Below are 16,305 nucleotides of genomic sequence, written 5' to 3'. Positions count from 1 at the left end.
CGTGCGCGTAACGCCGGAGCAAGACTCCCGTCCATCTGTTGGCATTGTCGAACACCTACCGCCAATACGCGCTAGAGTGTCACCCCCCCCCCCCCCCCCATCCCCCTCCCCCCCCCCCCCCCCCCCCCCCCCCCCCCCCCCCCCCCCCCCCCGGCCCGCTCCCTTCCGCCCCCGAACCCGACGGCATCCGCTTCGAGAACGTGCGGTTCCGTTACCCCGACGCCGCCCCGGGTTCCACCCCGACGCTCGACCTCGTCGACCTCCACATCCGCCCCGGCGAGTCGATGGCCCTGGTCGGTGCCACCGGCAGCGGCAAGACCACCCTCACCGCGCTCATCCCCCGCCTTCACGAGGTGACTTCGGGGCGGATCACCCTCGACGGCGTGGACATCGCCGCCATGCCCCGCGAGGAACTCCGCTCCCTCGTCGCGGTCGCCTTCGAGGAACCCACCCTCTTCTCCGCCTCCGTCGGCGAGAACGTGCTCATGGGAGCCGGGGACGGCGCCGGCGAACCCGAGCTCGCACGGGCCCTCGCCGTCGCGCAGGCCGACTTCGCGCACGCCCTGCCCCAGGGCACCGGCACCCAGGTCGGCGAGCAGGGCCTCAGTCTCTCCGGCGGCCAGCGGCAGCGCCTCGCGCTCGCGCGGGCGGTCGTCGGCCGGCCCCGCTTCCTCGTGCTCGACGACCCGCTCTCCGCGCTGGACGTGCACACGGAGGCCGCCGTGGAGGCGGCGCTGCGCGACGTGCTGGCCGACACCACCGCGCTGATCGTCGCCCACCGCCCCTCCACCGTCCTGCTCGCCGACCGCGTCGCCCTGCTCTCCGGCGGCCGGGTCACCGCCGTCGGCACGCACCACGAACTGCTGCGCACGAACGCCGAGTACGCCCACCTGATGTCCGGGGAGGATCACCGCCGATGACCGCAGCCACCTCCCTCCCCGCCCCCGACGAGGACGACGAGCGCCGGCACCCGGACCCGGCCGGCACCTCCGGCGGCGACCCGTTCGACCGGGACGTCCTGCCCACCCCGCCCGGCGCCACGGCTGCCCTGCTGCGCTCGCTCCTCGCCCCCATGAGGGCCCGGGTCGCCGTCACCACGCTCCTCCTGCTGCTCCAGCAGGCGGCGGTCCAGGCGGGACCGCTGCTGGTGGCGTACGCCATCGACACGGCCGTCCCGGCGTTCCGCCGCCACGACCACGGCCCGCTGTTCGCGGTGGCGGCCGGGTACGGCCTGAGCGCGCTGCTCTCCGGCGGCCTGCAGTACGCGTTCGTCAAGGCCTCCGCCCGCGTCAACCAGGACGTCCTGCTCGACCTGCGCGGCCGCATCTTCCGGCACGCGCAGGCGCTGAGCATCGACTTCCACGAGCGCTACACGTCGGGACGGCTCATCTCCCGCTCCACCACGGACGTCGAGTCGCTGCGCGAGCTGCTGGCCGAGGGCCTCCAGGAGCTGGTCACGGTCATCCTCTCCTTCCTCTACATCTCGGCGATGCTGCTCTGGCTCGACCTGGGCCTCGGCGCGGTCGCGGTGGCCAGCTTCGTGCCGCTGTACCTGCTCGTGCGGCAGTACCAGCGGCGCGCGGTGCGGGTGTACAAGGCGCGGTCCACGGCGATCGCGGCGGTGATCGTGAAGTTCGTGGAGACGATGAACGGCATCCGCCCGGTGCGCGCGTTCCGCCGGGAGGCCGCCAACGACGCCGAGTTCGCCGTGCTGAACCGCCGCCACGAGCGGACGAACGGCGACGCGCTCCTCGAAATGGCGCGGTACGTGGTCGGCTCCCGGCTGGTCGCCAACACCTCGGTCGCGGTGATCGTGCTGTGGGGTGCCTACCGGGTGGCGTCCGGTTCGCTGGAGCTGGGCGTCCTGGCCGCCGCCGTCCTCTACCTGCGGCGGCTGTACGACCCGATCGACCGCCTCGGCATGTTCCTCAACTCCTACCAGTCGGCCGCGGCCTCCCTGGAGAAGATCGCGGGACTGCTGGCCCAGACCCCGTCCGTGCCGGAGCCCTCGGTCCCGAAGGAACTGCCCCCGCCCGCGAGCGAACTGCCCGGCCGCGAGGTCGTCTTCGACGGTGTCCGCTTCGCCTACCGCACCGGCGGCGAGGTGCTCCCCGTCTTCGACCTCACCCTCCCGGCCGGACAGACGGTCGCGGTCGTCGGCTCCACCGGGGCCGGCAAGTCGACGCTCGCCAAACTGCTCGCCCGCTTCTACGACCCCTCCGAGGGGCGGGTCCTCCTGGACGGCGTGGACCTGCGCGAACTGACCGTGCCGGAACTGCGCCGCGGGGTGGTGATGGTCACCCAGGAGGCGTTCCTTTTCTCCGGCACGGTCGCCGAGAACATCGCCATCGGCCGCCCGGACGCCACCCGCGAGGAGATCGAGCAGGCGGCCAAGGCGATCGGCGCCCACGAGTTCATCGCCGCGCTGCCCGACGGCTACGACACGGACGTCCGCAAGCGCGGCGGGCGCATTTCGGCCGGGCAGCGCCAACTGGTCGCGTTCGCACGCGCCTTGCTCGCCGACCCGGCGGTGCTGATCCTCGACGAGGCGACCAGTTCCCTGGACGTCCCCGGCGAACGGGCCGTGCAGCGGGCCATGTCGACGGTGCTGAAGGGCCGTACGGCGGTGGTGATCGCGCACCGGCTGTCCACCGTGGAGATCGCCGACCGGGTGCTGGTGATGGAGCACGGCCGCATCGTCGAGGACGGCCGCCCGGCCGACCTCGTGGCGGGCACGGGCCGGTTCGCGGATCTGCACCGGGCGTGGCGGGACAGCCTGGCCTAGGCCGGGCGAAGGCGGAACAAGGCGGGAGAAGGCGCGAGAACGGGGGTCGCAGGGTGATCGACGCGTACGAGGATCCAGGCACGCCCGACACGCGCGGCGGCTGGTCCTACCTGTGGTGGCTGGTGGCCCGCCAGCGGGGCCGTTCGCTCACCGGGGCGCTGCTGGCCAGTGTCTGGCTGACGCTGATGGCCGCGACGCCGTACATGATGGCCCGGGCCGTGGACGACGGCCTGGTGCCGGGCCGCATGGGGGTGCTGTCCGGGTGGACGGCGGCGATCTTCGTCCTCGGGGCGGTCAACGCCTGGATCAGCATCATGCGCCACCGCACGATGACCCGGGTGCGGATGGACGCCTATTTCCGCACGGTCAAGGTGCTGATGGGACAGACGGTGCGGCTCGGCGCCGAGTTGTCGCGACGGTCCGACGCCGGGGAGGTCGTGACGATCGGCGTCGGCGACGTGCACACCATCGCCCAGGCGCTGACCGTCGTCGGCCCCGGGGTGGGCGCGATCGTCGTGTACGGGGTGGTGGCCGGGCTGCTGCTGACGATCTCGCCCCTGCTGGCCGGTGTGGTGCTGCTCGGGGTGCCGGTGGTGGCGCTCGTCGCGGGCCCGCTGGCCCGGCGGCTGCAGGGCAGGGAGACCGAGTACCGGGAACGCCAGAGCGTCCTGACGGCGCGGATCGGCGACCTCGCGGGCGGCCTGCGCGTCCTCAACGGCCTCGGCGGCAAGGGCCTGTTCGCGGACGCCTTCCGCCGGGACTCCCAGCACCTGCGCGCGCAGGGCTACCGGGTGGGCGCGGTCGCCAGCTGGGTCCAGGCGCTGGGCATGGGCCTGCCGACGGTGTTCCTGGCGGTGGTGACCTGGATCGCCGCCCGGATGGCCGCACGCGGCGACATCACGGTGGGCCAGCTGGTGTCGGTGTACGGCTATGCCGCGGTCCTGGTGGGCCCGGTGGCCTTCTTCCTCGACATGGGCTACCAGCTCAGCCGGGGCGTGGTGGCCGCCCGCCGGGTGGTCCGCCTCCTGCGCCACGAGCCGCAACCGGACGAGGGCACCGAGCGGCCCCCGGCCGACCCGGCCGTCCTGCACGACCCGGAGTCGGGCGTACGGGTGCGGCCCGGCCGCCTGACGGCCCTGGTGACCGCCGGCCCGGCGGAGGCGGGAGCGGTGGTGGACCGCCTGGGCCGCTACACCCGCTCGGACGTGACGTGGGGAGGGGTACGCCTGGACGCCGTACCCCTGGCGGAGGTACGCGCGCGCATCCTGGTCGCCGACAACGATGCCGACCTGTTCGCGGGCCCCCTGATCGATGTCATCACCGGAAGCGTCGACGCGCCCCGCAGGGGCGCGGGGAACGGCGCGACCAGCCACGACGGCGCCGCACCCGCCGCCGCACCCCCTGCCGCGCCTCCTGACGCGCGAACCGCCCAGGCCCTACACACCGCCGCGGCGAACGACATCGTCCAGGCCCTCCCCCACGGCCTCGGCTCCGCCATCGACGCCCAGGCCCGCAACCTCTCCGGCGGCCAGCGCCAACGGATCCGCCTCGTCAGGGCGTTGCTCACCGACCCCGAGGTCCTCCTCGCCGTGGAACCCACCTCCGCCCTCGACGCGCACACCGAGGCCCTCGTGGCGGAGCGCCTCCGTGCCGCCCGCGACGGCCGCACCACCCTCCTCACCACCACCTCTCCGCTGCTCCTGGCCCACGCCGACGAGGTGGTCTTCCTGGTCGACGGCAAGGTCGCCGCGACCGGCACGCACGAGGGACTGCTGGAGTACGCACCCGGCTACCGCGCCCTCGTGGCCCGGGACACGCAGGACGAGGAGGTCGTACGGTGACGACGAGTCAGCTGCCCGTCGCCGGCCGCGCCGACGTACGCCGGGCCACCCTCCGCCTGGTGAAGGCGGACCGCGGGCCCTTCGCCGCCACGCTGCTGCTGAACGCGGCGGCGGCCGGCGCCGGCCTCGCCGGCCCCTGGCTGGTCGGCCGGATCGTGGACGAGGTACGGGCCGGCCGCGGGGTCGGCACCGTGGACCGCCTCGCCCTGTGGATCCTGCTCTGCTCCCTCGCCCAGCTGCTGCTCGCCCGCTCCGCCCGCTACCTCGGGCACCGCTTCGGCGAGCGGACGCTGGCGCGGGTCCGCGAGGAGTTCGTGGACCGGGCACTGGCACTGCCCGCGTCGGTCGTGGAGCGGGCCGGCACCGGCGACCTGACCGCGCGCGGCACGGGCGACGTGAGCACCGTCGGCACCACCCTGCGGGACGCCGGTCCCGAACTGCTGGTCTGCACGGTGCAGGCGCTGTTCGTGATGGGCGCGGTGTTCGTCCTCGACCCGCTGCTGGCCGCGTTCGGGGTGCTCGGGCTGACCCCGGTCTGGTTCGCGCTGCGCTGGTACCTGCGCCGGGCCCGGGACGGCTATCTCGCCGAGGGCGCGGCCACCTCCGGGGTCGCGGAGATCGTCACGGCGACGGTGGCGGGCGCCCGCACGGTGGAGGCGTTCCGGCTCCAGGAGCAGCGGATCGCGGCGAGCCGGGACGCGCTGGAGACCAACCGGAAGGCCCGGTTCTACACCCTGTGGCTGCGGACCGTGTTCTTCCCTGCCGTCGAGGTGTCGTACACGGTGCCGGTGGCCGGGGTGCTGCTGGTCGGCGGGCTGCTGCACGCCGGCGTCGGCGTGGTGGTGTCGGCGGCGCTGTATCTGCGGCAGTTCACGGAACCACTGGACCAGATCCTGATGCGGGTGGAGCAACTCCAGTCCAGCAGTGCCTCGTTCGCCCGGGTGGAGGGGCTGGCACGGGCGCCGCGGGCGGCGTCGGACAGTGCGGCGCCGGCTCCGGCGGACGACCGGATCGACGTGCGCGGGGTGCGGTACGCCTATGAGCGCGGCGGCGAGGTGCTGCGCGGGGTGGACCTCACGGTGCGGCCCGGGGAGCGGCTCGCGGTGGTGGGTCCTTCCGGTGCCGGGAAGACGACGCTGAGCCGGCTGCTGGCGGGCGTCGAGGCGCCCACGTCGGGCACGGTGACCGTGGGCGGGGTGCCGGTCGCCGGTCTTGAACCGGAACGGCTGCGCCGCCAGGTCGTCCTGGTCACCCAGGAGCACCACGTCTTCCTCGGCACGGTCCGGGAGAACCTGCTGATCGCCGAACCGGCCGCGGCCGACGCGGACCTGTGGGCGGCGCTGACCGCCGTCGGCGCCGGCGACTGGGTGCGGGGCCTGCCCGACGGTCTCGACACCCCGCTCGGCAGGGGCGGCGCGGGCGGGACGGCCACCGACGGCTCCCGGGCCCAGCAGCTCGCGCTGGCGCGGGTGGTGCTGGCCGACCCGCACACGCTGATCCTGGACGAGGCGACCGCGCTGCTGGACCCGGCGACCGCCCGGCACACCGAGCGCGCGCTGGCCGCCGTGCTGGAAGGCCGTACGGTCATCGCCATCGCCCACCGGCTGCACACCGCCCACGACGCCGACCGGGTGGCCGTGATGGAGGACGGGCTCCTCACCGAACTCGGCACACACGAGGAGCTGGTGGCGGCGGGCGGGGCGTACGCGGCGCTGTGGGCGACCTGGCACGGGGACACGGCGCCCTGAACGGCCGGAGCGGGTGCAGCGGCTGCGGCCCTTGACAGTCTCCCAACCATCCGGATACCGAACATGAACATCCGGACAACGGACGATTTCCGGCCAAGTTTCTGACGCGGTCCTGACAGGTGGCGTTTTCTGCTGCCACTCTTCCCACGGCCGACTCACAGCAACCCCACAGCTTCACCCCCACCGTCGCTGCCGGGTCCGGCACTGCACACGCACATGGTTCCGCGTTCCGCCCAGTTCTGCCCGGCCGGCCGACCCGCCGTCCGGATCTCCCCTGGCCGTGCGACCCGCGGCCACGCAGAAGGAGTCAGTGTTGAGAAGCAGTTCCTCTCGCAGACGCACCCCCCACAGCACGTACCGCCGCACCGCGGCCGTCGCCCTCGCCGGGGTCGGCGCCCTGATCGCCGCCGCCGTCCAGTCGGGCGCCGCCAGCGCCGCCCCGGCCGCCCCGCAGCCCGGCCGGGTCAACCCGGCCCACGCGGCGGTCAGGCTCTCCCCGTCGCAGCGCGCCGAACTGCTCCGCGACGCGAGCGGCGAACGGGCCGCCACCGCCAAGGCGATAGGCCTCGGCACCCAGGAGAAGCTGGTCGTCAAGGACGTCGTCAAGGACGCCGACGGCACCCTGCACACCCGCTACGAGCGCACCTACGCGGGCCTGCCGGTGCTCGGCGGCGACCTGATCGTCGACACCGCGAAGTCGGGCGCCACCGAGCGCGTCATCAAGGCGAACAACGCCACGCTCAAGGTCGCCGACCTCACCCCGGCCAAGACCGCGGCGAGCGCCGAGAAGACCGCCCTCGCCGTCGCCCGGACGCTGGGCTCCACCAAGTCCGCGGCCGACGGCGCCCGCAAGGTCATCTGGGCCGGCTCCGGCACCCCCGTCCTCGCCTACGAGACGATCGTCGGCGGCTTCCAGGACGACGGCACGCCGAACCAGCTGCACGTCATCACGGACGCCGCCACCGGCAAGAAGCTCTTCGAGTACCAGGGCATCGAGAACGTCACCGGCACCGGCAACACCCAGTACAGCGGAACGGTGTCGCTGTCGACGACCCAGTCGGGCTCGACGTACAACCTGACCGACGGCGACCGCGGCGGCCACAAGACGTACAACCTGAACCACGGCACCTCGGGCACCGGCACGCTGTTCTCCCAGTCGAGCAACACCTGGGGCAACGGCACCACGTCGAACGCCGCCACCGCGGGCGCCGACGCGCACTACGGCGCCGCCGAGACCTGGGACTTCTACAAGAACACCTTCGGGCGAAGCGGCATCAAGAACAACGGCGTCGGCGCCTACTCCCGCGTCCACTACGGCAACTCGTACGTGAACGCGTTCTGGGACGACGGCTGCTTCTGCATGACCTACGGCGACGGCTCCGGCAACGCGGACCCGCTGACCGCCCTCGACGTGGCCGGCCACGAGATGAGCCACGGCGTCACGTCGAACACGGCCGGCCTCAACTACAGCGGCGAGTCCGGCGGCCTGAACGAGGCCACCTCCGACATCATGGGCACCGGCGTGGAGTTCTACGCGGCGAACTCCTCGGACGTCGGTGACTACCTCATCGGCGAGAAGATCGACATCAACGGCGACGGCACCCCGCTGCGCTACATGGACAAGCCCAGCAAGGACGGCGGCAGCGCCGACTACTGGTCCTCGTCGGTCGGCGGCCTCGACGTGCACTACTCGTCCGGCGTCGCGAACCACTTCTTCTACCTGCTGAGCGAGGGCAGCGGCGCCAAGGTCATCAACGGCGTCAGCTACAACTCGCCCACGAAGGACGGCCTTCCCGTCACCGGCATCGGCCGGGACAAGGCGCTGCAGATCTGGTACCGGGCGCTCACCACCAAGTTCACCTCGACCACCAACTACGCGGCGGCCCGCACCGGCACCCTCGCGGCGGCGGGTGAGCTGTACGGCACCACCAGCACCGAGTACAAGGCGGTGCAGGACGCCTGGGCGGCCGTCGCGGTCGGCTCGCGGTCCGGTGGCGGTGGCGGTACGGGCACCTCGTACGAGAGCACCACGCCCGTGTCGATTCCGGACAACGGGCCGGCGGTCACCTCCTCGATCACGGTCTCCGGCCGGACCGGGAACGCGCCGAGCAACTTGCAGGTAACGCCGAATATCAGCCACACGTGGCGCGGCGACCTGGTGATCGACCTGGTCGGTCCGTCCGGGACGTCGTACCGGCTGAAGAACTTCAGCTCGTCCGACTCGGCGGACAACGTGACGGACACCTACACGGTGAACGCCTCCTCGGAATCGGCCAATGGCACCTGGAAGTTGAAGGTCCAGGACCAGGCCGCGCAGGACGTCGGCACGATCAACGGATGGAAGCTGACCTTCCCGTAACGGCAGGTAACAGCCGCGCGCACCGGGCGCCGTCCACGGGGGACCTCCCCGCGGGCGGCGCCCGTTTTACAGGCCCGCAATATTCACCCAACACCTGCTTTTCGGCCAACATCACTTCAGGGTCCTGACATGTACGCGACCTTGATGTCACTCTTCCTTCACCCGTCGCACAGCACAGCAACTTCACACCCCACAGCCGGGCCGGCACCCCATTCCAGCCCGGACTCCCCACGTCCTGAAGGAGCTTGAGTGAGCCCCCTCTACGCGCGTCACAAGCGCACCACGCTCGCCATCGCCACCGCTGTCGCCGCCGGCGCCCTCCTCACCACCGGAATGACCGCGAACGCCTCGGCCGTCGACAAGCAGCCGCTGGCCGCCGCCCCCACCCTGCTCTCCACCTCCGCCCGCACCGCCCTGATCCAGAAGGCGGAGGCGAACGTCGCCGAGACGGCTCAGCAGATAGGCCTCGGCGCCAAGGAGAAGCTGGTCGTCAAGGACGTCGTGAAGGACGTCGACGGCACGGTCCACACGCGCTACGAGCGCACTTACGCGGGCCTGCCCGTCCTCGGCGGCGACCTCGTCGTGCACACCTCCAAGGCCGGCAAGACCGAGGGCGTCACCAAGGCGACGAAGACCGCCATCAAGGTGGCCTCCCTCAAGCCGCAGATCAGCACGGCCAAGGCGGAGAAGTCGGCGCTGAGCGTCGCCAGGACCCTCGGCTCCACCAAGTCCGCGGCCGACGGCGCCCGCAAGGTCATCTGGGCCGGCTCCGGCACCCCCGTCCTCGCCTACGAGACGATCGTCGGCGGCTTCCAGGACGACGGCACGCCGAACCAGCTGCACGTCATCACGGACGCCGCCACCGGCAAGAAGCTCTTCGAGTACCAGGGCATCGAGAACGCCACCGGCACCGGCAAGACCCTGTACTCCGGCACGGTCAGCCTCACCACCACGCTGTCGGGCTCGACGTACTCGCTGACCGACGCCTCCCGTGGCGGCCACAAGACGTACAACCTGAAGCACGGCACGTCCGGCACCGGGACGCTGTTCACCAACACCACCAACACCTGGGGCACCGGCGCCGCCTCCAGCTCCAGCACCGACGTGACGGCCGCCGCCGACGCCGCCTACGGCGCGCAGGAGACCTGGGACTTCTACAAGGACACCTTCGGGCGGAGCGGCATCAAGAACAACGGCGTCGGCGCCTACTCCCGCGTCCACTACGGCAGCTCGTACGTCAACGCCTTCTGGGACGACAGCTGCTTCTGCATGACCTACGGCGACGGTGACAGCAACACGCACCCGCTGACCTCGCTGGACGTGGCCGGGCACGAGATGAGCCACGGTGTCACCTCCAACACCGCGGGCCTCAACTACAGCGGCGAGTCCGGCGGCCTGAACGAGGCCACCTCCGACATCTTCGGCACCGGCGTGGAGTTCTACGCCAACAACGCCTCCGACCCGGGTGACTACCTCATCGGCGAGAAGATCGACATCAACGGCGACGGCAGCCCGCTGCGCTACATGGACAAGCCCAGCAAGGACGGCGGCAGCGCCGACTACTGGTCCTCGTCGGTGAAGAACCTGGACGTGCACTACTCGTCCGGCGTCGCGAACCACTTCTTCTACCTGCTGTCCGAGGGCAGCGGCTCGAAGACGATCAACGGGGTGTCCTACAACTCCCCGACCTACAACGGCTCCACGGTCACCGGCATCGGCCGGGCCAAGGCCCTCCAGATCTGGTACAAGGCCCTGACCACGTACTTCACCTCGACCACCAACTACAAGTCGGCCCGCACCGGCACGCTGTCCGCGGCGGCCGCCCTGTACGGCTCCGGCTCGACCGAGTACAACGCGGTGGCGGCGGCCTGGACGGCGGTCAACGTCAGCTGACCCCGCGCCGAGCGCCACGGGCGGGCCCCCGGGGAGCAGGTGCCCCGGGGGCCCGCCCTACTCTCTCTCCCATGTCCTTCACGTACGAGGCGGTCGGCGCCACCCGCGAGGACCTCGCCGCCTGCCCACCGGGCTTCCACCCCCTGCACGTGCGCACCCGCATAGGCGAGGGCCAGGAAGTCTTCCGCCGGGCCGCCGAGGCGGTCCTCACCTGGGAGCTCCACCGCGCCCTCGGTGTGGGCATCGACACCGCCGCCGACCGCGCGGCTCCCGGCGTCGACGTCACCGTCACCCTGGCCGGCCTCATCAAGGCCCCCTGCCGCATAGTCTGGACCGCCGAGGAGTCCCGCCGCGCCGGCTGGGCCTACGGCACCCTCGCCGGTCACCCCGAGAGCGGCGAGGAGGCCTTCGTCGTCGACCGCACCGGCGACGGCACGGTCTGGCTCACGGTCGCCGCCTTCAGCAGACCCGCCAAGTGGTACACCCGCGCCGCCGGCGCCGCCACCCGCGGCCTGCAGCACGCGTACGCACGCAGGTGCGGCGCGGTACTGCGACGGCTGTGCGCGGACCCGGAGCCGGAGTTCTGACGCGATCGCGCCGGGCAGGCCCTGACGGACACACGTGAGGGCGAGCGGAGACCACCCGCCCTCGGAGCACCGCTCGGGAGCTCAGCGCATCAGCACCCCGGCCCCCGTCACCGCGCCCTCCACGGGCACCACCACCAGGCCCAGTTCCGCGCCGGACGCCAGCAGGCGGTGGGTGGGGAGGATGCGGACGGTGTAGCCGTAGGGGCCCGTGCGGTCCAGGGAGAGGGGGCCCTCGTAGGTCCAGTGGCCCTCCAGGTCGGGGCCGGAGACCGGCTTGAGGGGCACCGTGGTCGCGTCCGTGATGCGGTCCTCCGGGTCGACGCGTCCGGAGACGGCCTGGACCTCCACGTCGTCGGGGGCGAGGTCACCGAGGCGGACGCGGACCCGGACGGCGAGGGTGGTGCCGAGCTCGGCGGTGGGCGTGGCGGTGGCCGTCTCGACGTGGTCCACCGAGACTCCGTGCCAGGCCGCCCGCACCCTGCCCTTCCAGGCGGACAGTTCACGGGCCGTGTCCGGGGTCATGGACCGGTGGGCGTGGGCCGCCGGGGTGTAGAGGCGCTCCACGTACTCCCGGACCATGCGGCCCGCCAGCACTTTGGGACCGAGGAGGGTGAGGGTCTGGCGGACCATCTCGATCCAGCGGTCCGGCAGGCCGCTGCGGCCGCGCTCGTAGAAGCGCGGGGTGACCCGCTGTTCGAGGAGGTCGTACAGCGCGGCGGCCTCGATGTCGTCCCGGCGGTCGGGATCGGTGCCGGCGCCGTCCGCGGTCGGGATCGCCCAGCCGAAGTCCGGCTGGAACCATTCGTCCCACCAGCCGTCCAGGACGGAGAGGTTGAGGCCGCCGTTGAGCGCCGCCTTCATCCCGCTGGTCCCGCACGCCTCCAGGGGGCGGAGGGGGTTGTTGAGCCAGATGTCGCAGCCTGGCAGCAGCTTCTGCGCCATCGCCATGCCGTAGTCGGGCAGGAAGACGATCCGGTGCCGGACGCGCGGGTCGTCGGTGAACCGGACCAGTTCCTGGACCAGCCGCTTGCCGCCGTCGTCGGCCGGGTGCGCCTTTCCGGCCACCACGATCTGGACCGGCCGCTCGGGGTGGGTCAGCAGGTCCATCAGCCGGTCGCGGTCGCGCAGCATGAGCGTGAGACGTTTGTACGAGGGGACGCGCCGCGCGAAACCGATGGTGAGCACGTCGGGGTCCAGGACGCCGTCGATCCACCCCAGCTCGGCGGTACCGGCGCCGCGCTGCCGCCAGGACGCCCGCAGCCGCTCCCGCACCTCCAGCACCAGCTGCTCGCGCAGGCTGCGGCGCAGCTCCCAGATCTCCTGGTCGGCGACCTCGGCGACGGCGTCCCAGCGTTCCGGGCCGCCGACGGTCAGCGCCTCCTCGGTACGGCGGTCGCCGAGCTGCCGGGCGCCCAGCCGGACCACCTCGGGTGCCACCCAGGTCGGGGCGTGCACCCCGTTCGTCACCGAGGTGATCGGCACCTCGTCGGGGTCGAAGCCCGGCCACAGCCCGGAGAACATCTCCCGGCTGACGTTGCCGTGCAGCAGCGAGACCCCGTTGGCGCGCTGGGCGAGCCGCAGCCCCATCACGGCCATGTTGAACAGGTTGGGCTCGCCGCCGGGGTAGGTCTCCATGCCGAGCCGCAGGATGTGCTCCACCCCGAGCTCGGGGAGTTCGGCGTCGGCGCCGAAGTGGTGGGCGACCAGCTCACGGTCGAAGCGGTCGATGCCGGCCGGGACGGGCGTGTGGGTGGTGAAGACGGTGCCCGCGCGAACCGCTTCCAGGGCCGCGTCGAAGTCCAGCCCGGCGGCGACCAGTTCGGCGATCCGCTCCAGGCCCAGGAAGCCGGCGTGGCCCTCGTTGGTGTGGAACACCTCGGGCTCGGGGTGGCCGGTCAGCCGGCAGTACGTCCGTACGGCCCGCACGCCCCCTATCCCGAGCAGCATCTCCTGGAGCAGCCGGTGCTCGCTGCCGCCGCCGTAGAGCCGGTCGGTGACCCCGCGTTCGCCGGTGTCGTTCTCCTCGACGTCCGAGTCCAGCATCAGCAGCGGCACCCTGCCGACCTGGGCCAGCCAGATGCGGGCGCGCAGCAGTCTGCCGCCGGGCAGTGCGAGGGAGACGTGCGCCGGGGTGCCGTCGGCCTCCTTCAGCAGGGCCACGGGGAGTTCGTTGGGGTCGAGGACGGGATAGTGCTCCTGCTGCCAGCCGTCCCGGGAGAGGGTCTGCCGGAAGTAGCCGTGCCGGTAGAGCAGGCCGACGCCGATCAGCGGCACGCCGAGGTCGCTGGCCGACTTGAGGTGGTCTCCGGCCAGGATGCCGAGGCCGCCGGAGTACTGCGGCAGGGCGGCCGTGATCCCGAACTCGGGTGAGAAGTAGGCGACGGCGGCCGGTAGTTCGGCCGGCTGCGGGCGGGTCTGGTACCAGCGGTCGCCGGTCACGTAGTCGCCCAGGTCGTCGGCGACCGCGGTCAGCCGGCGCAGGAAGCGGCGGTCCCCGGCCAGCTCGGCGAGGCGCGCCGGCGGAACACTGCCGAGCAGCCGCACCGGGTCGCCCTCGGAAGCGGCCCAGCGCTCGGGGTCGACGGCCTGGAAGAGGTCACGGGTCTCGGCGTGCCAGGACCAGCGCAGGTTACGGGCCAGGTCGCTGAGGGGCCGGAGAGAGTCGGGGAGAACGGGACGGACGGTGAACCGACGGATCGCCTTCACATTCCACCTCGTGCAGTTCGCAAGGGGAGCCGTACAACCCTGTGCGGCTCGGCGTCTGTCCGACAGTACCGGTGCGGGGGTACCGCTGGGGGCTGCCTCCCCCAGTCCCCCCGCTTTGGCCTCGGGGGCCTACTTGTCGGCTTTCGTGCCGTACGAGACCCTGCCTCTCCGAGCCGAGGAGGGGACTCACAGCCATGGCACGGACGTACAGCCGGCGGCAGCGTCTGGTGGGGGGCCTGACCGCGGTCGTGACGGCCGCGGTGCTGTCGACGGCCACCCTGCCCGCGCACGCCGTACCGGAGGGAACCGTCGTCGGCGCCGGCCGGGCCGGTTCGGTCGGCGGGAGTTATCTGGTGACGCTCAAGGAGGGGATCAAGGGGGCGTCGGCGGCCGGGAGGGACGTCGCCGCCCGGTATGGGGCGAAAATAAGCCATACTTACGGCACCGTGCTGAACGGCTACGCCGTCGAGGCAAGCGCCGCACAGGCCGGGCGGCTCGCCGCGGACTCGCGGGTCGCCTCCGTCGTGCAGGACAGCCGGGTGCGGCCGGCCCGCGCTTGGACGAACACCCAGAAGAACCCGCCGTCCTGGGGACTGGACCGCGTCGACCAGGCGGGACTCCCGCTGAACAGGTCCTATGCCTCCCCGGGTTCGGCCGGCGCGGGCGTCACCGTGTACGTGATCGACACCGGTGTCCGCATCACGAACACCGACTTCGGCGGACGCGCGAGCTACGGCTGGGACTTCGTCGGGAACGACGGTTCTGCGGGTGACGGCAACGGGCACGGCACCCATGTCGCCGGCATCATCGCCGGTACCAGGTACGGCGTCGCCAAGAAGGCCCGGGTGGTCTCCGTGCGGGTCCTGGACGACACCGGAGCGGGCACCACCGCCCAGGTCATCGCCGGTGTCGACTGGGTCACCGCGCACGCCCGCAGACCGGCGGTCGCCAACCTCAGCCTGGGTGGCTACCACAGCCCCCAACTGGACACCGCCGTACGGAACTCGATCAGGGCGGGCGTGACCTACACGGTCGCCGCCGGCAACGGCGACGTCCCGGCCGCCGGCTCCTCGCCGGCCGATGTGCCGCAGGCCCTCACCGTCGGCGCCACCGACCGCACCGACGCCCGCGCGGGCTTCTCCGACTACGGTTCCGCCGTCGACCTGTTCGCCCCGGGCGTGGCCATCACCTCGGACTCGAACGCGAACGACACCGCCAGGGCGACCTACTCGGGTACGTCGATGGCGGCACCGCACGTCGCGGGCGCCGCAGCCCTCTACCTCGCCGGGCACCGCGGGGCGACACCCGCACAGGTCGCCGCCGCCCTGATTGCGGGGGCGGCGAGCGGGAAGGTGTCGGATGCGGGGCGCGGGTCGCCCAACAGGCTGCTTCGGGTGCCGGAGTCGTAAAGCGGTTTCTGGTATGCGATCACGCCACCGGTCCCGTTCGCCGTGAACGGGACCGGTCTTGTACGTAGACATACGGCCGAGTAGTTAACAAAGTGCCGGATTGCCCACCCGAATAGGGTGGGAAGGCTCCTCCGGTACACCCCACAGACACAGCACTGACACCAGGCAGCGGTACAACTCCAGGTACACCCCGCAGGACCCACCTCCCCACCACCCATCCGCCCACACCCACGTTGCCGCGGACAGGAGCGGTCATGCCCGCCACGCACCAACCGTCAGCACCTCCGAACCGGCGCACGTCACCCGGCGCGCCACCCCCCGCGGACGAGGCCACCGCCGTCGGCCGCATACCCGTCCTCGACGTCCGTCCGCTGGTCCAGCAGGGACGCCGGCCCGCGAAGGCGGTCACCGGGGAGTCGTTCGAGGTCACCGCCACCGTCTTCCGCGAGGGCCATGACGCCGTCGCCGCGAACGTCGTACTGAAGGACCCGAAGGGCCGACCCGGACCCTGGACACCGATGCGGGAACTGGCCCCCGGCACGGACCGCTGGGGCGCCACGGTGACCGTCGACGGGAAACCGGGCCACTGGACCTACCAGGTCGAGGCATGGGGAGATCCGGTCGCCACCTGGCGCCACCACGCGCAGATCAAGATACCCGCGGGCATCGACACCGAACTGGTCCTGGAGGAGGGTGCCCGGCTCTACGAACGGGCCGCCGCAGGGGTCCCGAAGGCAAAGAAACGGGAAATCCTGCTGACCGCGGCCGCCGCCCTCCGCGACGAGGAACGGCCCGCCCCCTGGCGCCTGGCCGCCGCCCTCACTCCCGAGGTGGAGAAGGTCCTGGCGCGGTATCCGCTGCGGGAGTTGGTGACCGTCTCGGAGGCGCTGCCGTTGCTGGTGGAGCGTGAGCGGGCGCTGTTCGGGTCGTGGTACGAGTTCTTCCCGCGGTCGGAGGGGACGCCGGAGCGGCCGCAC

At 72.3% G+C, this 16,305-nt stretch carries 9 protein-coding genes and 1 pseudogene; 9 read left to right on the top strand and 1 reads right to left on the bottom strand.

The genetic code is table 11. The features are described from left to right. Positions 1 to 173: 173 nt before the first annotated feature. From ACZ63F_RS42870 to ACZ63F_RS42840, 7 genes and pseudogenes are all read left to right on the top strand, one after another. A pseudogene (locus ACZ63F_RS42870) lies at positions 174 to 920 on the top strand (ABC transporter ATP-binding protein); the annotation flags it as partial. After that, positions 917 to 2,785, top strand: coding sequence for an ABC transporter ATP-binding protein (locus ACZ63F_RS42865; RefSeq protein ID WP_469719501.1), 1,869 nt, complete (start codon positions 917 to 919; stop codon positions 2,783 to 2,785). The pseudogene ACZ63F_RS42870 and the gene ACZ63F_RS42865, both read left to right, overlap by 4 nt. A 53-nt stretch (positions 2,786 to 2,838) precedes the next feature. Then, the gene (locus ACZ63F_RS42860; protein WP_469719500.1) at positions 2,839 to 4,626 is read left to right on the top strand and encodes an ABC transporter transmembrane domain-containing protein; all 1,788 of its coding nucleotides are present in this window, start codon (positions 2,839 to 2,841) and stop codon (positions 4,624 to 4,626) included. Continuing rightward, entirely contained in the window at positions 4,623 to 6,374 is a 1,752-nt protein-coding gene (locus tag ACZ63F_RS42855; RefSeq protein ID WP_469719499.1) for an ABC transporter ATP-binding protein, read from the top strand. The genes ACZ63F_RS42860 and ACZ63F_RS42855 overlap by 4 nt, the downstream gene beginning before the upstream one ends. 313 nt (positions 6,375 to 6,687) lie before the next feature. Beyond that, the gene (locus ACZ63F_RS42850) at positions 6,688 to 8,733 is read left to right on the top strand and encodes a M4 family metallopeptidase (protein ID WP_469719497.1); all 2,046 of its coding nucleotides are present in this window, start codon (positions 6,688 to 6,690) and stop codon (positions 8,731 to 8,733) included. A 249-nt stretch (positions 8,734 to 8,982) separates the two neighbouring features. Further along, on the top strand, positions 8,983 to 10,626 hold the full coding sequence (locus ACZ63F_RS42845; RefSeq protein ID WP_469719495.1) for a M4 family metallopeptidase: 1,644 nt from the start codon (positions 8,983 to 8,985) through the stop codon (positions 10,624 to 10,626). Positions 10,627 to 10,697: 71 nt separating this feature from the next. Continuing rightward, entirely contained in the window at positions 10,698 to 11,213 is a 516-nt protein-coding gene (locus ACZ63F_RS42840) for a DUF1990 family protein (RefSeq protein WP_352364391.1), read from the top strand. A gap of 81 nt (positions 11,214 to 11,294) precedes the next feature. Here the strand turns inward: ACZ63F_RS42840 and ACZ63F_RS42835 are convergent, their stop codons facing one another. Further along, the gene (locus ACZ63F_RS42835) at positions 11,295 to 13,919 is read right to left on the bottom strand and encodes a glycosyltransferase family 1 protein (protein WP_469719493.1); all 2,625 of its coding nucleotides are present in this window, start codon (positions 13,917 to 13,919) and stop codon (positions 11,295 to 11,297) included. A gap of 194 nt (positions 13,920 to 14,113) precedes the next feature. Here ACZ63F_RS42835 and ACZ63F_RS42830 point away from each other — a divergent pair, with 194 nt between their 5' ends. Beyond that, the gene (locus ACZ63F_RS42830) at positions 14,114 to 15,328 is read left to right on the top strand and encodes a S8 family peptidase (RefSeq protein ID WP_469719492.1); all 1,215 of its coding nucleotides are present in this window, start codon (positions 14,114 to 14,116) and stop codon (positions 15,326 to 15,328) included. 254 nt (positions 15,329 to 15,582) lie between these two features. Continuing rightward, positions 15,583 to 16,305: maltotransferase domain-containing protein (locus ACZ63F_RS42825; RefSeq protein ID WP_469719490.1), on the top strand; the 723-nt coding region annotated here is incomplete at its 3' end.

It is taken from the genome of Streptomyces sp. NPDC104761 (assembly GCF_055583445.1).
The sequence above is the reverse complement of the archived record's forward strand: the minus strand, read 5'-3'. Positions and strand labels throughout refer to the sequence as shown.